The organism is Dorea sp. ICN-14282 (genome assembly GCF_037890115.1).
Lineage (GTDB): Bacteria > Bacillota > Clostridia > Lachnospirales > Lachnospiraceae > Dorea_B > Dorea_B phocaeensis.
Genome location: NZ_JBBKBH010000001.1, coordinates 892,677 through 916,722, shown reverse-complemented (window position 1 = coordinate 916,722; position 24,046 = coordinate 892,677). Strand labels below are relative to the sequence as shown.

19 protein-coding genes are annotated in these 24,046 nt (G+C 43.9%); 16 read left to right on the top strand and 3 right to left on the bottom strand.

The features are described 5' to 3' along the window. Positions 1-11: 11 nt before the first annotated feature. The 3 genes from WKT00_RS04335 (at position 12) to WKT00_RS04325 (ending at position 5,688) form a co-directional block, all read left to right on the top strand. Positions 12-1,157 (top strand): sugar-transfer associated ATP-grasp domain-containing protein, encoded by a 1,146-nt coding sequence (locus tag WKT00_RS04335; RefSeq protein WP_173814426.1) that lies wholly within the window; start codon positions 12-14, stop codon positions 1,155-1,157. A 126-nt stretch (positions 1,158-1,283) separates the two neighbouring features. Continuing rightward, positions 1,284-4,610, top strand: coding sequence for an N-acetylmuramoyl-L-alanine amidase (locus WKT00_RS04330; RefSeq protein ID WP_101695486.1), 3,327 nt, complete (start codon positions 1,284-1,286; stop codon positions 4,608-4,610). Between the two features lie 166 nt (positions 4,611-4,776). Continuing rightward, on the top strand, positions 4,777-5,688 hold the full coding sequence (locus WKT00_RS04325) for an Rpn family recombination-promoting nuclease/putative transposase (RefSeq protein WP_101695484.1): 912 nt from the start codon (positions 4,777-4,779) through the stop codon (positions 5,686-5,688). Between the two features lie 242 nt (positions 5,689-5,930). Here the strand turns inward: WKT00_RS04325 and WKT00_RS04320 are convergent, their stop codons facing one another. Then, positions 5,931-6,191: a helix-turn-helix domain-containing protein gene (locus WKT00_RS04320; RefSeq protein ID WP_101695483.1), complete on the bottom strand. Its 261-nt coding sequence runs from the start codon at positions 6,189-6,191 to the stop codon at positions 5,931-5,933. A 250-nt stretch (positions 6,192-6,441) separates the two neighbouring features. Between WKT00_RS04320 and WKT00_RS04315 the strand changes: the two genes are divergently transcribed. The 6 genes from WKT00_RS04315 to rfbC all read left to right on the top strand — a co-directional run bounded on the left by WKT00_RS04315 (position 6,442) and on the right by rfbC (position 11,954). Beyond that, on the top strand, positions 6,442-7,044 hold the full coding sequence (locus tag WKT00_RS04315; RefSeq protein WP_340261204.1) for a GerMN domain-containing protein: 603 nt from the start codon (positions 6,442-6,444) through the stop codon (positions 7,042-7,044). A gap of 1 nt (position 7,045) precedes the next feature. Beyond that, entirely contained in the window at positions 7,046-8,227 is a 1,182-nt protein-coding gene (locus WKT00_RS04310; protein ID WP_340261202.1) for a MerR family transcriptional regulator, read from the top strand. Between the two features lie 138 nt (positions 8,228-8,365). Beyond that, complete coding sequence (gene rfbA / locus WKT00_RS04305; RefSeq protein WP_173814423.1) at positions 8,366-9,262, top strand: glucose-1-phosphate thymidylyltransferase RfbA; 897 nt, start codon at positions 8,366-8,368, stop codon at positions 9,260-9,262. A 70-nt stretch (positions 9,263-9,332) separates the two neighbouring features. Beyond that, positions 9,333-10,352, top strand: a complete 1,020-nt coding sequence (rfbB, locus tag WKT00_RS04300) for a dTDP-glucose 4,6-dehydratase (RefSeq protein WP_173814508.1) — start codon at positions 9,333-9,335, stop codon at positions 10,350-10,352. 27 nt (positions 10,353-10,379) lie between these two features. Beyond that, positions 10,380-11,321, top strand: a complete 942-nt coding sequence (gene rfbD / locus WKT00_RS04295) for a dTDP-4-dehydrorhamnose reductase (protein WP_101695479.1) — start codon at positions 10,380-10,382, stop codon at positions 11,319-11,321. Positions 11,322-11,345: 24 nt separating this feature from the next. Beyond that, positions 11,346-11,954 carry a dTDP-4-dehydrorhamnose 3,5-epimerase gene (gene rfbC, locus WKT00_RS04290; protein WP_101695478.1) on the top strand — a complete coding sequence of 203 codons (609 nt, stop codon included), beginning with the start codon at positions 11,346-11,348 and terminating at the stop codon, positions 11,952-11,954. A gap of 69 nt (positions 11,955-12,023) precedes the next feature. On the opposite strand, the gene WKT00_RS04285 is transcribed toward rfbC, so the two are convergent. Next, positions 12,024-13,004 (bottom strand): glycosyltransferase family 2 protein, encoded by a 981-nt coding sequence (locus WKT00_RS04285; protein WP_101695477.1) that lies wholly within the window; start codon positions 13,002-13,004, stop codon positions 12,024-12,026. Positions 13,005-13,244: 240 nt separating this feature from the next. Here WKT00_RS04285 and WKT00_RS04280 point away from each other — a divergent pair, with 240 nt between their 5' ends. The 7 genes from WKT00_RS04280 to glmS all read left to right on the top strand — a co-directional run bounded on the left by WKT00_RS04280 (position 13,245) and on the right by glmS (position 23,140). After that, positions 13,245-14,648: an undecaprenyl-phosphate glucose phosphotransferase gene (locus WKT00_RS04280; RefSeq protein ID WP_101695676.1), complete on the top strand. Its 1,404-nt coding sequence runs from the start codon at positions 13,245-13,247 to the stop codon at positions 14,646-14,648. A 20-nt stretch (positions 14,649-14,668) separates the two neighbouring features. Next, entirely contained in the window at positions 14,669-15,805 is a 1,137-nt protein-coding gene (locus WKT00_RS04275; protein WP_173814422.1) for an LCP family protein, read from the top strand. After that, positions 15,789-17,123, top strand: a complete 1,335-nt coding sequence (locus WKT00_RS04270) for an O-antigen polymerase (RefSeq protein WP_340261567.1) — start codon at positions 15,789-15,791, stop codon at positions 17,121-17,123. Before WKT00_RS04275 ends, WKT00_RS04270 begins: the two co-directional genes overlap by 17 nt. Next, positions 17,113-18,030 (top strand): glycosyltransferase family 2 protein, encoded by a 918-nt coding sequence (locus tag WKT00_RS04265; protein WP_340261191.1) that lies wholly within the window; start codon positions 17,113-17,115, stop codon positions 18,028-18,030. The genes WKT00_RS04270 and WKT00_RS04265 overlap by 11 nt, the downstream gene beginning before the upstream one ends. 98 nt (positions 18,031-18,128) lie before the next feature. Then, a complete protein-coding gene (locus tag WKT00_RS04260; RefSeq protein ID WP_340261189.1) occupies positions 18,129-19,553 on the top strand; it encodes an LCP family protein in 1,425 nt (474 codons plus the stop codon). A gap of 54 nt (positions 19,554-19,607) precedes the next feature. Then, positions 19,608-21,116, top strand: coding sequence for a cohesin domain-containing protein (locus WKT00_RS04255; protein ID WP_340261187.1), 1,509 nt, complete (start codon positions 19,608-19,610; stop codon positions 21,114-21,116). A 197-nt stretch (positions 21,117-21,313) separates the two neighbouring features. Further along, positions 21,314-23,140 (top strand): glutamine--fructose-6-phosphate transaminase (isomerizing), encoded by a 1,827-nt coding sequence (gene glmS, locus WKT00_RS04250; RefSeq protein WP_340261185.1) that lies wholly within the window; start codon positions 21,314-21,316, stop codon positions 23,138-23,140. A gap of 8 nt (positions 23,141-23,148) precedes the next feature. Here the strand turns inward: glmS and WKT00_RS04245 are convergent, their stop codons facing one another. Further along, on the bottom strand, positions 23,149-24,000 hold the full coding sequence (locus tag WKT00_RS04245) for a polysaccharide deacetylase family protein (RefSeq protein WP_101695470.1): 852 nt from the start codon (positions 23,998-24,000) through the stop codon (positions 23,149-23,151). Positions 24,001-24,046: the final 46 nt, after the last annotated feature.

The following is a 24,046-nucleotide window of genomic DNA, read 5'->3' as shown; positions in this document are numbered from 1 at the left end:
GAGAAAGCGTTATGTATGATTGGACAATAGATGGAATGTTAAGAGCTGGATTCAGCAAGAAAATGGCGGATTATCTGCACGGATTGTGGAAGCAGGAAAAGGAAAGCGGTCTGTGGGCGGAAGAAGATTTGGAATGGGCGCATGCAAGAGGATTTTTGGCAGAGAGCGCTGTAGCATATAACTTAAAAGAGGCAGAGCATATAGAAGATTATTTATCGGATTATGAATATTATCGGATTTGGCCCTTGAACAGCTGGGAGAGAATTTGGATCAATGATAAATTAACATTGAAGTATATGCTGGCAGGGACAAAATATGACAGATATATGCCAAAATATTTCTACTATAAGACAGAGGACAGGTTGATGCCGTTGATGGATTGTCCGGAAGACTGCAGACATTCTTCGGCAGATGCGGTGGCACTATTGGTGGAACGGGAAAAGAAGGTTGCATGTAAACCCTGCAATGGAGCTTTGTCAGTCGGCTTTTTTGAATTATCATACGAAAATGAAACATTTTATATCAACGGGGAAGTGTGTGGGAAAGAGGAGTTGAGAAGCTTCGTTGAGAAACATCCCAATTACATATATACAGAATACTTTGTCCCATCCACGCAGTTAGGGGAGATCTTCCCTTTGATTCATACCATTCGTGTTTTGGCAATCAAAGATGGGGAGGAGAAATCCAAAATTGCAGGTGGATATTTAAGATTTGGCACCAAAGATTCTGGTCATGCCAACTATATGAACAGCAACTCGGCGACGGTATTTGCCTATGATGTGAAGATTGATACAGAAAGCGGCAGATTCAGTGAAGGAAAAGCAGTGTATATTGACAGAATAGAAGACATGCCATACCATCCAGATACAAACGTGCTGGTGGAAGGAACCATTGACCTGTGGGAGGAAGCAAGGGATATGGTGATCGGAATTACGGAATATCTGGGGCTTTGTGAGTATATGGGCTTTGATATTTGCTTTACCAATAAAGGGGTTAAAATTATGGAGATTAATTCACACAGCGGAATTAAACACTTGCAGATGCGAAAGCCTCTGTTGGAAGAAGAATGGTGCAGAACATATTTTGCGAAAAAGATAGAGGCGTTGGATCGTCTGACATCGGAAGAAATCACAAAAAGAAATCAGCTGATGCGTTAATGATATCCTTGATTAGGAAAAAGAGGAAAAATAAGGAATTCCTTGTTTGAAAAATAGAATTATGCTATAGTTAACTTGATTTAGGGTAAGCAACAAGAAAACAGTTAGTTTTAAGGGGCGTAGAATATGCAGAAATTCAAAAGAAAAGCAGTATCGATTGCACTTAGTCTGGCAATGTTATTCAGTATTCTGCCGGCAAGCGGAGCTTTGGCGGCTGATGAGAACCAGGTGCAGGAAAGTGTATCACAGACAGAGGCTGCTTCGGCAGAACAGCTGGAGGTACAGTCAGAGGCAGAAGGAGGAGAAGTACAGACACAGGAGATGTCCGTACCACAGTTACAGTATCTGTACATAGATACTCCATATCTGATGACACCAGATACACAAAAAATCATGGTGTCTTTCCAGGATGAAGTAGAACTGGAGTCTGTTTCCATGGTATATGAAAATGTGGAGACAGCAGAGCAGTATGAGGTTTGGGCTGGAGAGATTCAGGATGCTACAGCAGTATTTTCTATTGATTATCTGGAAAACAGCACGGCAGGTAGCTATCATTTGTTAAAAGTACGGACGGTAAGCGACGGCGTCACAAATGAAATCGATCTAGGAGAAGCTGGAATTGATTCACGATTTGGTGTAAATCAGGAATGTGATACACAGCCAGATGCGGTCGTAGAAGAAGAGAGTACGTCTTCGAGTGCAAGAACGGTCAATGAACCGGGAAATCCGGTGAACTTCCTTACTTATGATGAAGAAGGAGAATTAGTAGAGAGTGAGTCAGTGGAAGAAGCTGTCGAAGAAGCGAAGACGGATGTCCCGGCAGTGGCTTCAAGAGTGGCCGAGACGTCTGAAAAAGCAGGAAATCTGATTGTCGTAATTGATCCGGGACATGGAGGATATGATCCGGGTGCGGTCGGAGTGAATGGCGCGAAGGAAAAAGACTTGACATTGAAGATCGCAAAGTATTGCAAGGAAGAGTTGGAGAAGTATGGCGGCGTAACGGTATATATGACCAGAACAACAGATACAGGTCTTTCCCCGTCCAATAATTTGTCCGATGATTTGAAAAAGCGTGTAGAATACGCCAAAGGGAAAAAGGCGGACGTACTGGTAAGTATGCATTTGAATTCTACGGGGCTTGGAAAGGCTCATGGAGCGGAAGTTTATTATCCGAATGCCAATTATAATCCAGGAGTTGGAAACGAAGGAAAGAATCTGGCTTCTAAAATTCAAAAGGAACTGGTTGGTCTGGGTCTGACAGACCGTGGAATTAAGATTCGAAACAGTGGAACGAATACCCTTTATCCGGATGGATCCTTGCAGGATTACTATGCGTTGATCTGGCAGAGTAAGCGGGCTGGCTTTCCGGCGATCATTGTAGAGCATGCGTTTATCGATAATATAGATGATTATAATAAGTATCTAAGCTCCGATGCAAAGCTGAAGGCACTTGGAATTGCAGATGCCAAAGGAATTGCGCAAGCGTACGGACTTGGCAAGGGACAGTGGATTCAGAATGATAAGGGCTGGTGGTACCAGTACGCGGACGGAAGCTATGCGAAGAATACCTGGGAGGCAATCAACGGAGCTTGGTATCATTTTGATTCCAATGGGTATATGCAGACCGGATGGTTTACAGAAGGAACCGCGAAGTATTATCTGGATCCGGCAAGCGGAGTTATGTTAACAGGCTGGCAGCAGATCAATAATAAATGGTACTATTTTAACGGCAGTGGAATCATGTTGACTGGCTGGCAGTGGATTGGTACTACCTGTTATTATTTCGATGGTACGGGGGTAATGGCAGCAGATACCTGGATTGGAAATGATTATGTGAATTCCAATGGCGCATGGGTTCCGGGAATGATAAAACCTGGCTGGGTTCAGGATGAAGGTGGCTGGTGGTATCGCCACAAAGATGGGAGTTATACCAGATCTAATTGGGAAAAGATTGAAGGTCAGTGGTATTATTTTAATGCAGCGGGCTATATGGTAACGGGCTGGCAGAATATTGGTGGCAGCTGGTATTATATGGACACATCTGGAAAGATGTTGACAGGCTGGCAGACCATCGGCAGCAGCAAGTATTATCTCAATGGTAGTGGAGTTATGTTAACAGGCTGGCAGTGGATCAACAGTAAATGTTACTATTTTACCGCTTCTGGAGCAATGGCATCCAATACCTGGATTGGGAACGATTATGTGGATGCAAGCGGCGCATGGGTTCCGGGAAAGGTGAAAGAGGAAGCTAAATGGATTTTGGATGGACGCGGCTGGTGGTATCGTCACAGCGATGGAAGTTATACCAAGTCCAACTGGGAAGTAATTGGAGGCCAGTGGTACTACTTTGATGCAGCGGGCTATATGGTGACAGGCTGGCATTGGATAGGTGGAAAATGCTATTACTTTGCATCTTCCGGAGCAATGGCATCCAACACCTGGATCGGAAACGATTATGTGGATGCAAGTGGAGCATGGGTTCCGGGAAAGGTGAAAGAAGAAGCTAAATGGATTTTGGATAGACGCGGCTGGTGGTATCGTCACAGCGATGGAAGTTATACCAAGTCCAACTGGGAAGTAATTGGAGGCCAGCGGTACTACTTTGATGCAGCAGGCTATATGGTGACAGGCTGGCAGAATGTTGGCGGCAGCTGGTATTATATGGATGGCTCAGGGAAAATGGTGACGGGCTGGATCGCGCTTGGGGGTACGCATTACTATCTGAACACCTCCGGTGCAATGCACAAAGGCTGGTTAAAGGATGGTGGTACCTGGTACTACTTAAATCCAACAGCAAATAACTTTGGCGCGGAAGGCGCAATGACTAGAGGGTATCGCCAGATAGATGGAGTCTGGTATTATTTCAATAAAGAAGTTTCACCGGAAGGAGCAATGACTTATGAGGGAGTGACTCCGATTATGGGAGCAACAGCACTTGGAAATAAGACAACTGCAGTGAATAAGATGGTGAAAATGTACATGAATTCTAAGAGAACTTATCCAAGTGGAGCATTATCTAAAGGCGGAGCTTCTAATATTACACAGTTTTGTGAGATTCTGTACGATGAGGCAGTTGTGGAGAATGTGAAGCCGGAAGTTGTATTCGGACAGGCAATGAAAGAGACCGGATACCTTCAGTTTGGTGGAGATGTGAAGGTGGAACAGTTTAATTTTGCCGGCTTAGGTGCAACAGGCGGCGTACCGGGAGAGTCGTTTAAAGACGTTCGTACCGGCATCCGTGCACAGGTTCAGCATCTGAAAGCATATGCATCAAAAGACAGTCCGAAGAATGAAATAGTGGACACCAGATTTGCCTATGTGACGAGAAATTGTGCACCATATGTGGAATGGCTGGGAATCAAAGAAAATCCGGACGGAAAAGGGTGGGCAGCAGCTAGGAAATATGGTATGAGCCTTATGGAATCTTATATCAAGCCGATTTATGGAATGTAGAATTAGATAAAAAAGCTTCAATTTACGACGGAGTGGATGATATCCACTCCGTTTTTTGGTCTAGCCCGTATGCAGAAAATAATATTTTGATTTTAAGAGAGTAGTATTTCTTGCTCCTATGTGTTATCATTCTCTCATAGAATTCCTCTGTGGATATGGAGGAAGAATGAGTAGGAATAAACGATTACAAGACTTAACTATCAAGGACAACTTTATGTTCTGTGCAGTGATGAGCGAGGAAGAGAACTGTACCAGGTTTCTAGAGATGGTGCTGGGATTTCCAATTTCCAGGATTGATGTAAGTTATGAGAGGAACATGGTATACCACCCGGAGTATAAGGGGATTCGGCTGGATGTGTATGCCAAAGACCAGAATAACAAGCGTTATAACGTGGAGATGCAGGTTAAGAGGGATGTGGCGCTGGTAAAGCGCTCAAGATATTATCACAGTCAGATGGATATGGAGCTTCTTGCAGCGGGAACAGGCTATGAAGAGCTTCCGGATACTTTTGTTATCTTTTTGTGTGATTATGATCCCTTTGGCAGAGGATTGTATTGTTATACATGTGGTATGCAGTGTAAAGAAGATTCTTCTGTGGAATGTGATGACGGATGTCAGACCATATATCTAAGTACCAAGGGGAAAAATGCAGAAAAGCTTCCGGAAAGTCTTGTGAGATTCTTGAAATTTGTAGCGGCGGATGTTGAGCAGAGTGAATCAGATTTTGAAGATGAGTTTGTAGGACAATTACAGAAATCTATTCATAATGTGAAGGAAAGCCGTGAGATGGGAGAACGCTATATGATTTTCGAAGAAATGATGAGGGATGAACGAAAGGCTGGACGCGAAGAGGGACGTGCAGAAGGACGCAAAGAAGGACGTGAAGAAGGTGCCTTGTTGACCAGGAGAGCGTCTATTTTTGAACTTTTAGAAGAGATGGGAAGGATTTCAGAAGAGCTGGAAGTACGGATTCATGAACTGAGTGATGAAGAACAACTGAAAGTGCTTCATAAGCTGGCGGCCAAGGCGGAGTCCATGGAAGATTTTGAAGAAGAAGCAAAGAAAGTGTTAGCGTAGTTTTCGACAGCTGTCAGCTGTCGGTAGCAAATCAATCGTCAGATACCGCGGTATTGCGGTATCTGATTCTAATAGTATCTTTTCGAGAAGATACTTCAATACCGAATCGGTAATTTATCAATTGTGTTTCGAACAGAGGAATTCTATATCAAAATAAAGGGAGATTCTATTTTGGAAGGAAGTGTGTGGCAAAATTTGTAGTAAAGTGGCTTGACATCAAAAAGTCATAGCCTCCGTAGAAGCTATGACTGATCTGTTTCTTTTCCATCAATAAGATAATCGTAAGAGACGTTGAAAATCTCAGTGAAGGCTTTTAATTCCAGATCTGTAACGTATCGTTTGTTCGTTTCAATTCTGGTAATGACATTCTTATCCATATCATATCCCTTCAATTGCAGTTGGTAGGCTAGAAGTCGCTGGGACATATTATGCTGTTGTCGCAGTTCGATGAGTCGTTTGCTGATTAGATTTTTTTCTCCGGTTTTTGTTTTTGGCTTTGGCATAATTCTCCCCCTCTTGTAAATAGTGTGATCAGAATTGTCTCGTTTTTTGCACCTTTTGGATCATTTTAACTTGAGGAGGAAATATGATCGGTTGCAAAAATGAGACAAACAAGGAGGGGAAAAGAAGTGCTTCGGATTCATCTTTCATTGCCACCTAACGCAATTTATGTTAATATGGAACAAACAAAGAATCTTCTGATGAGAGTGTGAGCATACTAGAATCAGGAGAAGGAAATGTGAGGTGGAGTATATGAAAAAGAAGATATCAAAAGTTCTGATTCTGAGCCTGTGCGTACTTCTTCTCGCCGGATGTCAGAAGAATGCTGAGACGGACAAGGATAACGAAGAGGACAAGAAGACGGAATCTCTGGAGGTCGAAGATACAGAGAAGGAAGATACAGACGAAGAGGATCCGGTAGAAGATCAGAACGGGGACGAACAAGGCTTAGCGGATTCATCGGATGACGAGCAGGGTCCGAAGACAGTTACCGTATTTGCACCAAATGAAAATGCGGACGGTTTCGTAACGGTGAATCTGGAAGCTTCCGCTGTAACGGAAGGATGGGTGACAGAACAGCTGATTGCGAACGGAACACTTCCGGCAGATGTGCAGGCACTTTCCTGTAAGAAGACGGAAGTAGATGGAGTGACTTCTTTGGATCTGGATATGAATCAGGCATTTCAGAAGTTTCTGCAGTCCATGGGGACGGCGGGAGAGTATGTGGTGATGGGAAGTGTGACCAATACCTTTTTAAACGCTTATGACTGCGAGCAGGTAAAGATTACGGTAGAAGGTCAGACACTGGCAACCGGACACGCAGAGTATCCGGGGTATATGACGAAATTTGAGTAAAATGAAAAAATCAGGTTATTATTCTTCCGGTGAATTTGCCCGCATGGCCCACGTGACCTTGCGGACAATTCGCTATTATGACAAACAAAATATATTAAAACCCTCTTTTGTGACAGAAGCCGGTGCAAGATTTTATACAGATGAAGATTTTGCCAGACTTCAGCAGATTCTGCTTCTGAAATATCTTGGGTTTTCCCTGGATGATATTCGGGAAATGACGATCGCGGATTCGGATTATCATTTTATGGTGGGTTCACTAAAGCTTCAGCTAAAACTGGTGCAGGATAAGATTGAGCAGATGCAGCTGGTAGAAAAGGCAATCCGTGATACGACGGAAGTGATTCAGGAGGAGCATACAGTGGACTGGAGCCGAATGCTGAACCTGATCCATCTGACGGGAATGGAAAAAAGTCTGAAAAATCAGTATCAGGATGCGTCGAATATTTCTGCCAGGATCAATCTTCACAGCCTGTATGCAAAGAATCAAAAAGGATGGTTTCCTTGGATTTTTGAACAACTTCCGTTTGGAGACAACAGTCGTATTCTGGAGGTTGGATGCGGGGATGGAGCTTTATGGAGAGAGAATGAGAAGGAGCTTCCTGGGAAGATAGAAGTCATTCTTTCGGATGTTTCGGCAGGAATGCTGCGGGACGCAAGGCGTACAATGGGAAGTAAGGACAAGCGGTTTTCTTATCAGAGCTTTGATTGTCATAAAATTCCATACCCAGATCAGAGTTTTGATTTGGTTATTGCAAATCACGTGTTGTTTTATTGTGAAGATATCGAAAAGGTATGCCAAGAGATTTATCGGGTATTGAAGCCCGGCGGTGTGTTTGTGTGCAGTACCTATGGCAGCAGACATATGAAAGAGGTCAGTGATCTGGTACAGGGATTTGACGAACGGATTGTACTATCGGCAGACAAGCTTTATGAACGGTTTGGAAAAGAAAATGGGGCAGATATTCTGGAAAAGTATTTTCAAAGTGTAGAATGGAGAGAATATGAAGACAGTTTGGTGGTACCTGATCCGGAACCGCTTATTTCTTATGTGCTTTCCTGCCATGGGAACCAGGCGCAGTATTTGGTAGAGCGGTACAATGAGTTTCGTGGATATGTGAGAAAAAAGACGGTTGGAGGGTTTCAAATTACGAAAGAAGCCGGCATTTTTCTTTGTGCAAAATAGACAAATTTAATAAATTTGTAACAAAATGTAAAAAAAGACTTGAAGGTGACCTAGCGTCACCTTTTATAATGTGAATAACATAACCGAGAAACGATGAACAAACCTATCAATATGATAGACATGAAAGGGAGGTTCCAAATGAAAGGAATTATATTAGCAGGAGGATCTGGCACGCGTCTGTATCCATTGACAATGGTAACATCCAAACAGCTGTTGCCAATTTATGACAAACCGATGATTTATTATCCGATGTCTGTATTGATGAATGCAGGGATCCGTGATATTTTGATTATTTCGACTCCGCAGGATACACCAAGATTCCAGGAGCTCTTAGGAGACGGCCATCAGTTTGGCGTGCAGTTATCTTACGCTGTTCAGCCAAGTCCGGACGGACTGGCTCAGGCATTTATTATCGGAGAGGAATTCATTGGCGACGATACAGTGGCAATGGTTCTGGGCGATAATATTTTTGCGGGTCATGGATTGAAGAAGAGATTAAGAGCGGCAGTTGAAAATGCAGAATCAGGAAAAGGCGCTACTGTGTTCGGCTATTATGTGGATGATCCGGAACGCTTTGGAATCGTGGAATTTGACCGTGAAGGAAAAGCAGTTTCTATTGAAGAGAAACCAGAGCAGCCAAAGAGTAATTACTGTGTAACCGGTCTTTACTTCTACGATAACAAGGTAGTAGAGTATGCGAAAGGGCTGAAACCAGGAAAGCGCGGCGAATTAGAGATTACAGATTTGAATCGTATTTACTTGGAAGATAACCAGTTGAACGTAGAACTTTTAGGACAAGGATTCACCTGGCTGGATACCGGAACCCATGAAAGTCTGGTAGATGCGACGAATTTTGTGAAGACGATGGAAACACATCAGCACCGTAAGATTGCATGCCTTGAAGAAATCGCTTACTTAAATGGCTGGATCAGCAAAGAGGAAGTGATGAAGGTATACGAAGTTCTGAAGAAAAATCAGTACGGACAGTATCTGAAAGATGTATTGGACGGCAAATATCAGGAAAACCTGTATTAAAAGGCCGATCAAAAGTATTAATAAATCAAAGATATTTACAAATCAAAGAGAGATGGAGAGAAAAAACATGATGACAATTATTGTAACCGGAGGCGCCGGATTTATTGGAAGTAACTTTGTATTTCATATGTTGAACAAATACCCAGATTATCGGATCGTATGTCTGGACTGCTTAACTTATGCAGGAAATCTGTCTACACTGGCACCGGTAATGGACAACCCGAATTTCCGTTTTGTAAAGGAAAGCATTACAGATCGTGAAGCAGTGTACAAATTATTTGAGGAAGAAAAACCGGATATGGTGGTAAACTTTGCAGCAGAAAGCCACGTGGACCGTTCCATCGAGAATCCGGAAGTGTTCCTGGATACGAATATCAAGGGAACAGCCGTATTGATGGATGCCTGCAGAAAATATGGAATCAAACGTTATCATCAGGTGTCTACCGATGAAGTATACGGAGATCTGCCATTAGACAGACCGGATCTGTTCTTCACCGAGGAAACACCGATTCATACAAGCAGCCCTTACAGTTCTTCTAAAGCGGCAGCAGACCTTTTGGTACAGGCATATCACAGAACCTATGGATTGCCAGTAACCATCAGCAGATGTTCCAATAACTACGGACCATATCACTTCCCAGAGAAGCTGATTCCGCTGATGATTGCAAATGCACTGAATGATAAGCCGCTGCCAGTATATGGAAAGGGTGAAAACGTTCGTGACTGGCTCTATGTGGAAGATCACTGTAAAGCAATTGATCTGATCATCCATAACGGCCGTGTGGGAGAAGTTTATAATATCGGCGGTCACAATGAGATGACCAACATTGATATTGTGAAGATCATCTGTAAAGAATTAGGAAAACCGGAAAGTCTGATTACGTATGTGGCAGACCGTAAGGGTCACGATATGCGTTATGCAATTGATCCGACAAAGATTCACAATGAACTGGGATGGCTTCCAGAGACAAAGTTTGCAGATGGAATTAAAAAGACTATCAAATGGTATTTAGAGAACAAGGAGTGGTGGGAGACCATTATTTCCGGAGAATACCAGAATTATTATGAGAAAATGTATGCAAATCGCTAATCGTTAGACGTAAGGAGTGTAGATCGTATGAAAATATTAGTGACAGGTGTGGCTGGACAGCTTGGACACGATGTGATGAATGAGCTGGCAAAGCGCGGATATGAAGGAATTGGTTCTGATATTAAAGAAGAATACAGTGGAATTCAGGATGAAACGGCAGTTTGTACGATGCCTTACGTTCAGATGGATATTACGGACGAGGCTTCAGTACGAAGAGTGCTGACGGAGACAGCGCCGGATGTCGTGGTACACTGTGCGGCCTGGACGGCTGTGGATTTGGCAGAAGATGATGACAAGAAAGAACTGGTTCGTGCAATCAATGCGACAGGAACCAGATACATTGCAGAAGAATGTAAAAAACTTGATTGCAAATTGGTTTATATCAGTACGGATTACGTGTTTGACGGTCAGGGAAGCAAGCCATGGGATCCGGACTGCAAGGATTATAAGCCGTTGAATGTCTATGGAGAGACGAAGCTGGAAGGAGAACTGGCAGTGTCTGATCTTCTGGAAAAATATTTTATTGTTCGTATTGCATGGGTATTTGGAAAAAATGGTAAGAACTTTATCAAAACCATGCTGAACGTAGGAAAGACACACGATAAGCTGACCGTAGTAAACGATCAGATTGGAACACCAACCTATACGTACGATCTGGCAAGACTTCTGGTAGATATGCTGGAGACGGATAAGTATGGATATTACCATGCAACCAATGAAGGCGGATATATCAGCTGGTATGATTTTACGAAAGAAATTTTCCGTCAGGCAGTGGAGTTAGGCCATACAGAGTATTCAGAAGAACGGCTAAGCGTAGCGCCGGTAACGACGGCGGAGTACGGAATTTCTAAAGCGGCAAGACCATTTAACAGCCGTCTGGACAGAAGAAAGCTGGTGGAAAATGGATTTACACCACTTCCAACCTGGCAGGATGCTCTGAACCGTTATCTTAGAGAAATTGAATTTTAAATTAAGACAGAAGAAGGAGATAAGATGGGACAGATTAAAGTTGAGAAAAATGTAGGCGGCATTGAAGGATTGTGTGTGATTGAGCCGGCAGTACATGGTGATGCAAGAGGTTACTTTATGGAGACTTACAGCCAGAGAGATATGGAAGAGGCTGGCCTTACCATGAATTTTGTACAGGATAACCAGTCATGCTCTACGAAAGGTGTATTAAGAGGACTTCATTTTCAGAAGGAATTTCCACAGGGGAAATTAGTCAGAGTCATCAAAGGATCTGTATTTGATGTTGCAGTAGATTTGAGAAGCGACAGCAACACCTATGGGAAATGGTTTGGAATTGAATTGACAGAAGAGAATAAGAAACAGTTCTACATTCCAGAAGGATTTGCACATGGATTTCTGGTATTGAGTGATGTGGCGGAATTTTGTTACAAATGTACGGACTTCTATCATCCAGGAGATGAAGGCGGACTTGCATGGAATGATCCGGAGATTGGAATTGAGTGGCCTCAGTTAGTTGGAGAATATAAGGGAAGCGCGTCAGCAGAAGGATATCATTTAGAAGATGGTGCGGCGCTTAACTTAAGCGACAAGGATCAGAAGTGGGCTGTTCTTAAGGATACGTTCCATTTCTAAAGAAATAAAAAGGGGGATTTTACACCTGCGATTTAAAAATCATGGATGTAAAATCTCCCTTGTTTTTCTTTATTTTTGAAAAAGCTTTCGGCTGAACCAGTCTCTTGCATATCCAAAGGTGTGAAGCAAAAGTTCGACCTCTATTACGATATAGTTTGTAAGGTGCTTAAACTGAAACGGAACTTTCTTCTGTGCTTTCATTGTGGCAAGCCCTTCTTTGACTCCGTCTTTATAATCCTTTCCCCAGCCTTTTTTGAGAAAGAATAAATATTTGACCACATAACCAAGAAACAGCGGCAGGAAGTTTAAGATCAGCTGCAGAAGCGGCATATTCTTATAATTCAGATAGACGCTGTTTCTGGCGGAAAGTTTTACCTTAAAAGAGTTGTATTTGGAACCGCTGGTTCCGCTTCCGACATGATAGACGAGCGCTGTCGGACAGTACATATTTTTGTAACCATAGATTTTGGCCCGGTATCCCACGTCGATATCTTCTAAATAAGCAAAATGATTTTCGTCGAAATATCCGATTTTTTCAAAGGCGGATCTGCGATAGATAGCAGCTCCGGCGCAAGCGGTGAAGATCTCATCCGATTCGTTATAATTGGAGATTGGACGCCCGGTTCCGCGGCAAACACCCCAGCCCATCAGCGTGTACAGATCACCGGCGCTGTCAATCAGTTCCGGATGATACATTTGGATCATTTTGCTGCTGACAGAGAAAATGCACGGAGATTTTTCAATGGCTTTTACCATTTCTTCTACATAGTGAGGATCCACAGTGGTATCATTGTTCAACAAAATGACGTAAGGTGTTGTACTGTGCTCTATCCCTACGTTTACCGCTTTGCTGAATCCATAATTCTGATCGAGGGCAATCACCTCAATGTCAGGGTATTCAGTTTTCATATATGCGACACTTCCATCAGAAGAAGCATTGTCTACAACGAGAATCTTAAAATCACGGAAAGTCTGTTCCTTTAGAGAAGCAAGACAGGGTTCCATGAAGTGTTTTCCATTATAATTTGGAATAATGATCGTGACTTTCATATAATTGACTCCATTTTTACTAGTAATTTCTGAATTATTATAACAAATTATGGGACTATATGCTATATAAACTTCTGATCTTCTGGTAAATGTTGCGAAAATATTAAGAAATGTTAAGAAAAACTACATGTAATGGGTTGTCGTTTCTGGTAAATTATTGTATTATAAAAGATAATGTAGTGATGGCAATGGCTTTTTTGCGCCTTGACTACAATATCTAGTGAAAAATGGGTGGGAAAATTGATTAAAGATAATCAAAAATTATTGAATAGACTTCATGTTGTAATCGATGCGGCTGTAATGATATTTTCGTATGTGGCTGCATGGTATCTTAGATTTAAAAGTGGGATTTTTGAATTGGATCCATGGTTTCTGTCACTTCAGGAGTATATGAAGATTCTGATCGTGATTGTGCCGATGTATCTGATTCTGTATTATATTTTTCAGATGTATACGCCGAAGCGTGTCCAGGGAAGACGGCTGGAAGCATGGCATATTATTCAGGCGAACGCGATCGGTGTTATGGCGTTTATTTTGTTGTTATATTTGATGAAACAGCCTGACTTTTCCAGAAAGATGATTTTTATTTTCTTCTGTACCAACGTGTTTACGGAAGTGACGGTTCGCAATATTATCCGTGAGGCGCTTCGAAATCTTCGGAAGAACGGATATAACCAGAAGCATATTCTGTTGATTGGCTATAGTCGTGCGGCAGAGCAGTATATCGACCGGATCAAAGCGAATCCGGAATGGGGGTACACGATCCGGGGGATTCTGGCAGATAATGTTCCGCGGGGAACAGAGTATAAGGGAGTGAAGGTGATTGGAAGAACAGAGAATCTTACGATTATCCTTCCGGAGAATTGTCTGGATGAGATTGCGATTACGCTGGGACTTTCGGAGTATCATAAGTTGGAGCATATTGTAAGTATGTGCGAAAAGTCCGGGGTACACACCAAGTTTATTCCGGATTACAACAATATTATTCCGACGAAGCCGTACACAGAAGATCTGCTTGGTCTTCCCGTTGTCAATATCCGTCACGTACCACTTAGCAATGCGTTAAATGCGTTTTCTAAGCGATGTATAGACATTTTTGGCGCCGTGGTGGCGTTGGTGCTGTTTTCACCGGTAATGGCAGTCGTGGCAATGATTATTAAGTTCACTTCACCAGGACCGCTGATTTTTAAACAGGAACGGATTGGATACCAGAATCGACCATTTTATATGTATAAATTCCGCTCTATGGTAGTGCAGGAAGAAGCAAAAGAAAAGAAGGGATGGACAACGAAGAACGATCCGCGGGTAACGCCGATTGGAAAGTTCATCCGAAAGACGAGTATTGATGAACTCCCACAGCTTATCAATGTGTTGAAGGGAGATATGAGTCTGGTAGGGCCGCGTCCAGAGCGTCCGCAGTTTGTGGAGAAGTTCCAGGAAGAGATTCCCCGTTATATGGTGAAGCATCAGGTGCGTCCGGGATTAACCGGATGGGCACAGGTGAATGGATATCGGGGAGATACTTCGATTCGAGGAAGAATTGACCATGATCTTTACTATATTGAGAACTGGACGCTGGGCCTTGACTTTAAAATCTTGTTTTTGACATTTTTTAAAGGATTTATTAATAAGAATGCATACTAGTCTTCGTTAGGAGAGAATGAATGAGCAAGAAGAAAAAGCAACGAATGAAAAGAAGAATGACGCCGGAAGAACGCAGAAAACTTCGCAGAAAGAGAAGAAGGAAAAGAATTGCGCTTCTGACGGTGGAGGTCATTATCCTGCTGGTGCTCTGCGCTACAGCTTATGGAATTTTTAAGCTGGATAAGCTGGATATTAATATCTTAGATAAGGACAAATTGGAGGCTTACCGGGATACCGGACCGTATACGAATATTGCGCTCTTTGGATTGGATTCCAGAGAGGGTGAATTGGACGGCGGTGTGCAGAGTGACTGTATTATGATTGCCAGCATCAATAATGAGACGAATGATGTCAAGCTGGTGTCTGTATATCGAGATACTCTGCTGCAGCAGGCAGACGGAACCTATGAAAAGGCCAATTCGGCTTATAACCGGGGAGGTCCGGAAGAGGCGATCAGCCTTCTGAACCGAAATTTTGATCTGGATATCCAGAACTATGTCAGTGTCAATTTTAATGCATTGGTGGATGTGATTGATTCGCTGGGAGGAATTGAACTTGATATGACCCAGGAAGAGGCTTTTTACAGCAATGGATATGCTTTTGAAACCGCACAGGTGGTTGGTCAAGAGATGAAGCCGATCAAGGAAGAAGCCGGGACTCAGCTGTTGGACGGGGTTCATGCGGTGGGGTATGCCAGAATTCGATATACGGATGGAAATGATTTTAAACGAACCGAGCGTCAGAGAGTCGTTCTGCAGAAGGTGGCAGAAAAAGCGAAGAAAGCAAATCTTTTGACATTGAATGAAATTGTAGATAAGGTGTTCCCGCAGATTTCTACCAATCTGACTCTGAAAGATATGATGGGATTTGCAGCGAACATTATGGATTATAATATTGTACAGACGGGAGGATTCCCATATCAGGTAACGACGGATGAGAGTGTGAGAGAACACGACGGATCTTATGTCGTTCCGATCGGTCTTCGCTCCAATGTAGAACAGCTTCATCGGGAATTATTTGGAGAAGAGGCTTATGTTCCGTCGGAGAAGGTACAGCAAATCAATGATGAGATTATTTACCTGACGGATATTACAGAAGAGACAGAGGCTTTGAACACAACATTTGAAGGAGATGTGCATGATGAGGGAACGCAATAAAATTATAATGGAATATGGTACTTATATGCTGGCATACTTTGCCAGTTATATTGCTTCCCTTGCGGGACTGCATCTGTTGTCAGGAGCGCTTTTAATTATAGAAGCGCTCTATCTCTATGTACACTGGGTACGGGAAAGTGGAAGCGTGGTAGAGATGCGGGCGCTGTTTACACTGTCCTGGGTCGGCGGGCAGGGAATTGCCTGTTTAAAGCTTAGTGAACTGCAGACGGACTGGCATTATATTACCTGGCTTTGTTTTGGGCTTATTTATCTGGTGTTTGGAATCGGATATGAGTGGGGTCAGAAGTACGTCAAAGTCAGAGAATTTGAACTGGAAAAAAATGAGACACAAAAGAAGAGGCTGTTTCTTTGTATTATGGGGCTGGCAGTGGTGTCTATCCTGTGCTTTGCATTCGAGGCGGTAAAGGTGGGATTTATTCCGGTATTTTCCGATAAACCACATGCGTACTCCTATTTTCATGTGTCGGGAGTTCATTACTTTACCATTAGCTGTATTCTGATTCCAGCGATTACGGTGCTGTATCGGAAGGTCAGCGGACGGCTTGCAAAAGGAGAATTTTTTGCAATTGCATTTGCAAATGTGACGGCGCTTGCAATTCCTTTTTTATGCGTATCCAGATTCCAGCTTTTATTTGCGGTAGGATTTGCAGTGGTGACATATATTATGGTAAACAAAAGAATCCGCCTTCGTACCATGGTGATTCTGCTGGCGGCGATGATCCCGATCTATGTGATTCTGACCATATTTCGGAACCATGATGTGGCATATTTGAACAGCATCTTCGAGATGAAGTGGGATAAGATGCCAATCTTTATCACTCAGCCATATATTTACGTGGCAAATAATTTTGAGAATTTTAACTGTATGGTTGTGGGTCTGACGGAACACACCTGGGGAATCCGGATGCTGTTTCCGTTGTTTGCACTGACGGGATTAAAGTTTGTATTTCCACAGCTGATATCGTCTCCGCTGTTTTTGACGAAACCGGAGTTGACTACGCTGACCATGTTTTATGATGCGTACTATGATTTCGGAATCATAGGGGTCTGCTTGTTTGCAGCGCTCTTAGGTGGAGTTGCAAAAGTATTGGCAAGTATTGTGAAGAAGAGCCGCAATCCGATTGCATATTTGTTCTATGGGCAGATTGCTATTTATCTTGGACTTTCCTTCTTTACCACCTGGTTTAGTAATCCGACTACCTGGTTCTGGCTGATTCTGACAGGCATGATGTATCTGTTTGTGGGATACGATAAGAATAGAAAAGAAAAAAGTGAGGAAAAAGAAGATGGAAATTAATGTGGATGTTGTGATTCCCACTTATCGACCGGATGAGAAGTTTAATCAGTTGTTAAAGCGTCTGGGAAGGCAGACACGGCGAATTCGTCACATCCATGTGATTAATACAAAGTCGGATCATTTCCCGGAGGAAGTAGAACGGATGCCGGGAGTGATTGTGACACACATTGAACCGGAGGAGTTTGACCATGGAGCAACTCGTGATCTGGGGATGCGCCTTACGGATGCCCCGGTAGTCGTCTACATGACGCAGGATGCAGTTCCGGCAGATGAAGAGCTGATCGAGGAATTGGTTCGTCCGCTTTTACTGGATGAGAAAACAGGTGCAGCCTATGCAAGACAGCTTCCAAATAAGGACTGCGATGTAATTGAGCGTTATACCCGTGCCTTTAATTATCCGGACAGAAGCCGGATAAAAAGGAAAGAGGATTTGGAAGAACTCGGAATCAAAACTTTTTTCTGCTCGGATGTCTGCGCGGCATATCGAAGAGATATCTATGAGAAGATGGGGGGCTTCACCAAGAAAACGATTTTCAATGAGGACATGATTCTGGCGGGGCAGATGATTCTGGCGGGCTATCAGGTGGCGTATGCGGCAGAAGCGAGGGTGATTCATTCGCATACTTATTCCGGAAGGCAGCAGTTTCATCGTAACTTTGATTTGGCGGTATCTCAGACAGACCACCCGGAAGTGTTTGAAGGAATCCGTTCAGAGAGTGAGGGAATCCGGCTGGTGAAAAAGACGGCATCTTATCTGATGAAAATTCGGAAACCGTGGCTGATACCGGTACTGATATACAAAAGTGGTTGTAAGTATTTGGGGTATAAATTAGGGCAGAATTACAGAAAATTACCACTGTGGATAGTAAAGCTCTGTTCAATGAGCACGACATATTGGGGGGAATAGCCGAAAAATCTCTATTTTTAATTGAAGTTTGTCGGAAAATGGGGTAATATAGGGAGAGGTGTTACCAGAAGTACGGTGTGAAGAAAGGATATAAGATAATGGCAAAGAAAAGAAGGCACTATCGGCGGGGGCGCAGATCAAGGAGAAGAGGATTTGCTTCCTGGTCATTAGGAAAGAAGATTGGAGCCATTCTTGGAGGAACGGTTGCGCTGGTGGCGACAGCGGGCGCAGTGATTCTGGCAAGTAAATTATCAAAGATAGAGACAGTAAAGCTGGATCCCGAGGAGCTAAGTGTGTCGGAAGAGGCGAGAGAGCGCGGGACAGGTTATTTGAACGTCGCATTGTTTGGCGTGGATTCCAGGGAAGGCGATATGGAGGAAGATACCAGAAGCGATACCATTATGATCGCAAGTCTGAATCGGGAGACTTTGGAGGTTAAGATTTCCTCTGTTTACCGTGATACGATGCTGGAACAGAAAGACGGAACCTTGAATAAAGCGAATGCAGCCTATGCATTTGGCGGTCCGGAAGATGCGATTGCTATGCTGAACCGGAATCTGGATATGGATATCGAGCATTATGTGACGGTGAATTTTGATGCCCTGATCGATGTGATTGATGCGGTCGGCGGTGTAGAAATTGATGTACAGGAAGAAGAAATTTCCTATATCTGCGGATATGCAATGGAGATTATGGATGTAACCGGCAGAGTATCGCCTGGAGTGACAGAGCCGGGACTGCAGACGTTAAACGGTGTGCAGGCAACTGCTTATTCAAGAATTCGTTATACAGCAGGTGACGATTTTAAGCGTGCGGAGCGGCAAAGAGACGTGCTTACCAAGATTGTCGGGAAACTGCAGAATGCAAGCCTTTCTCAGATTAATAAGATCATTGACAAGGTATTTCCGGAAGTATCTACCAACTTTACATTGGCAGAGATTTTGGAGTATGCCAAGGATGCATTTGATTATCAATTAGGGGAAACCGTAGGATTCCCGTTTGATAAGTCCACAGATACGTTGTCTAATATCGGAAGCGTGGTAATACCGGTGACTTTGGAAGATAACGTAAAGAAGCTTCACGAATTCTTCTATGGGGATACAGAAGGATATACACCGTCCTCTACGGTGACGTCAATCAGCAGTAAGATTGTGTCGAAAGCCGGAGACAGGGAAGCGGATGTTGACGAGAAAACGCAGGGCGTTATGCAGCAGCCACAGGACAGCGAGAGAGGAACTGGCGGTACTGGAAATTCCGGCGGTGGCCAAACAGGAAACACAACGACGGGAAATAACGGTGGAAATACAGGTGGAACCACTGGCGGCACTGGTGGAAATACCGGAGGAACCGGCGGAGGACCAAGCGGCCCAGGAGGCAACACAGGAGGTTCAGGCGGTACTGGCGGTGATACAGGAGGCCCCGGCGGAAATACGGGCGGCACTGGTGGTGATACGGGAACCGGCGGCGGTACGGGCGGAACCGATGGAGGCAGCACGGGCGGCACTGGCAGTGGCACCGTTTAGTAAAAAAGACAGAGACAAGAAGAGTTTCGGAGTATAGAAAAAGAGGTAAGATACATGAAGAGAATGAAGAAAGTATTGGCAGCATTGGTCATGGCGTGTATGTTATGTCCGGCGCTTTCTATGGTGGCATATGCCGCACCGGCAGAGCTTCGGTTTACAGATCCTTCCACTACGGTTGGAGCGGAAATTGAAGTGACTGCAAAACTGTCGGCGCAGGCGAATGTACAGTCATTTGAAGCAACGTTGACCTATGATTCCAGTATGCTGAAGTTTCAGAGTGGAGATCAAGCAACTGGCGGAGATGGAACGATTACATTAACTGGAAACGGCAGTGGAAGTTCTATGGAGTTTGTATTGAAATTCCAGGCTTTGGCAGAAGGAACAACCAAGATTGAGGTTTCTAATGTGAAAGGTACGGATACTTCCCCGACTGCAATGCAGATTACCAAGGGAAGTTCAGCAGTTACTATTGGCCCTGGGGATCCGTCTTTGATTGCAGAGGAACCGGCAGAGGGCGAGACACCGGCAGCTTCAGGAGAAGGTCCGCAGGTGGAGGTAGACGGAGTTTCTTATACCATTTCAGGTGGTTTTTCCGATGCATTGATTCCGGAAGGATTTGTGAGAGGTGAGGTTACTTTTGAAGGAACGACCTGTGAAGTGATTACGCAGGAAGCCAGCGGAGAGTCTGCGATGTATCTTGCACCGGCAGCAGGCGGAGATGCGGATTTCTTCATGTATAATAGTGACAAGGGTACATTTGCACCATTTGAAGAGGTGGAGATTGCTCAAGGGCGTTACCTGATTATGCTGCGGGATGACGGCAGTGTGAAGGTGCCAAAAGAGTATCAGGAGACAACGCTGACGCTGAATGGAAAAGAATTTACTGCATGGCAGAATACAGAAAATGCAGATTACTATATGGTCTACGCATTGAATGCAGATGGTAAAAAAGCATTGTATCAGTATGATACGGTAGATAAAACCTATCAGAGATACAATAAGGCTGCAGCATCGGCAAAAACTGCGGAGGAAGACACATCATCTCCGAAGGGAATTTGGGGAAAGGTTCTTGGATTTGTTGAGGACTTTTTGGATATTGTAGTCATTCTGGCTGGAATCGTCCTTCTGGTACTGGTTATTGTTCTGATTGTGGTTGCAGTGAAGCTTCGTCATCGGAACTTGGAACTGGATGATCTGTATGATGAGTATGGAATTGATCTGGAAGAAGAGGAAACACAGGCTCCAAATCAGGGACGTGCAGACAAGAAAGCTGGCGGCGCAAAGGATAAACCGGCGGTTCGTACACCGGTGGAGACGACGAGCATTTCTTTGGACGGTGAAGATGACTTTGAAGCTTTCGACGACTATGATGAAGAGTTTGACGATTACGAAGATGATTTTGATGACTATGATGATTATGAGGCGGAAGGATATGATTATGACGATGAGCCGGAAGATCTGATTGATGATCTGGATGATTTGCTCAGCAGTCAGCCGAACAAGAAACGTGGTCATATGGAAGAGGATGATACCTTTAAGGTGGATTTCATCGATATCGATTAAGCGATAAGACATAGGGAGGGTGCAAAAGTGTACCCTTCTTTTTTTGTGAGTTTTTGCTTTGAAAAGGCAGTGCTTTTTAAAATCTTACTTTACAGATAGAATGAGATTTGCTACAATAAACCGCATAGTGCAAAAAAAATAGCTTTTTGTACAAATAAGAAACTCAAAAACAAGCAAAAGCAAGAAGGAGCAGACTTATGTGTGGAATTGTGGGATATATTGGAAATCAACAGGCGGCGCCGATCCTTTTGGATGGATTATCAAAATTGGAGTATCGAGGATATGATTCAGCAGGTATGGCGATATACAATGGTGAGACGATAGAGATGGTCAAATCAAGAGGACGACTGAAAGTGTTAAATGAGTTGACACATGCTGGTGAGACGCTTCCGGGAATGCTGGGAATCGGTCATACCAGATGGGCGACCCATGGATCACCTTCTGATATCAATGCACATCCTCATTTTAATAAAGCGAAGAATATTGCGGTTGTGCATAATGGAATCATTGAGAATTACTTGAAGTTAAAGAAGAAGCTGGAAAAGAAGGGCTATGAGTTCGTGTCTGAGACGGATACGGAAGTGATAGCTCACCTGTTGGATTATTATTACGATGGGAATCCATTGCAGGCAGTGACGAAGATTATGCATCGGATGGAAGGGTCTTATGCATTAGGAATTATCTTTCAGGATCATCCGGAGGAGCTTTATGCGGTACGAAAAGACAGTCCGCTGATCGTAGGGCATACGGACGGAGGAAGTATTCTGGCATCTGATGTTCCGGCTGTACTGAAATATACCAGGAATGTATACTTTATTGAGAATGAAGAAATTGTACGGATGACGGCTGACTCTATGGAATTCTTTACGGTAGATGAAGAACCGGTGGAAAAGGAGTCTACCTGGATTGAGTGGGATGTAAATGCAGCAGAGAAAGGCGGATATGAGCATTTCATGCTGAAAGAGATGTATGAACAGCCAAAAGCAATTGCGGATACATTTTCACCACGGATTAAGGATGGCAGGATTGTGATCGAAGAACTGGGAATGTCAGAAGAAGAGATTCGAGATATTCAGAAGATTATGATTGTAGCATGCGGATCTGCATCGCATGTAGGATATAGCGGCAAGTATATTCTGGAGGGACTGGCACGGATTCCGGTAGAAGTGGATATGGCATCGGAATTCCGGTACCGTAATCCGATTCTGGATGAGCATACGCTGGTGATTGTTGTCAGTCAGTCCGGAGAGACGGCGGATACCCTGGCGGCTTTAAGAGAGTCGAAAAAGAGAGGGGCAAGGGTGCTGGGAATTGTTAATGTTGTAGGAAGCTCGATCGCAAGAGAAGCGGATAATGTAATGTACACTTGGGCAGGACCGGAGATTGCCGTTGCAACGACGAAGGCCTATTCTGCGCAGCTGATTTCTATGTATCTTCTTGCTATGAAATTTGCGCAGGTAAAAGGACGATTGAGTGAGGAAGAGACAGCGTCTATGCTGGAGGACTTGAAAGCCCTTCCGGCACAGGTGGAAATGCTTTTAAATAACAAGGAAAATATTCAGAAATTTGCCAACCGATATCTGGCAGCGAAAGATGTGTTCTTTATTGGACGCGGTATTGACCATGCGATTTCTATGGAAGGCTCCCTGAAATTAAAGGAGATTTCTTATATTCATTCCGAAGCATATGCGGCAGGAGAATTAAAGCATGGTACGATTTCACTGGTGGAAGAAGGAACACTTGTGGCGGCAGTTCTGACGCAGAAGGAACTTTATAAGAAAATGATCAGCAATATGGAAGAGGTGCGGACCCGTGGGGCATTTGTGATGGCGGTGACCTGCGAGGGGAATACGGAAGTAGAACGTGCGGCAGATTATGTGATCTATATTCCGGAAACCAATCATTACTTTGCCAACTCCCTGGCTATTATTCCGCTTCAGCTGTTTGCCTACTATATCGCTGTTGGACGCGGATGTGATGTGGATAAACCAAGGAATCTGGCAAAGTCTGTGACGGTAGAATAAAAGTTCTGTTATTCTTTGATCAGATCTTCAAGGGAGCGGAAAGAATATCCCATATCTTCCCATTTGCCAAGTAGTTCATCGAGAATTTCCGCATTGGTGTCAGACGTGTTGTGAAGCAGCACGACAGCACCTGGATGGACGCGGGGTAAGAGCTTGGCGAAGGCTTCCTCTTTCGTTGGCTGATTGTCTTCGTACCAGTCCACATAGGCAAGGCTCCAGAAGAAGGTGCGATAGCCAAGCTCCTTTGCCATTTGAAGATTCCCAGGACTATAGATTCCCTGGGGCGGACGGTAAAAGCGGGTCATCTCTTCCCCGGTGATTTCTTGATAGAGCTTTTCTACATCAGAGAGCTCTTTGGCAAATGCTTCTTTGGTGGAAATTTTTGACATATCCGGGTGATGGAAGGTATGGTTGCCAACGATATGACCGTCTTTTCGCATCTGTCGGATGAGATCGGGGCTGGTTTCTAGAAAGTTTCCGACGACGAAAAAGGTGGCTGGAGCGTGGTGCTTTTTTAACGCTTTGAGGATGGCAGGTGTATTGCCGTTTTCAAATCCACAGTCGAAAGTAAGGTAGAGGACCTTTTCTTTCGGATTCCCAATGTAATAGGCCCAGGAAGCAGAAAGCTCTTCGGGGGTGGCATTTGCCTGAGGAGACGCTCCTTCCTTAGGAAAGCTTAAGCCCCAGTTTTCGGAAGCAGGGGCAGTCCCAGAGCCGGAAAAGGCGGAAGAAGTAGTTTCTTCCGCCTTTTCTTTTGTATATTTGCCCGCATACTGCCCTGCAAGGAAACAGCAGGTGAACAAGAGAAGAACAGAACCAAGTTTACAGAAGAGTCGAAAGGATAGTTTTTCACGCAGCATAAGAACTCCTGAAAGGATGATTGCTTTATTCTATGTACAGCACCTT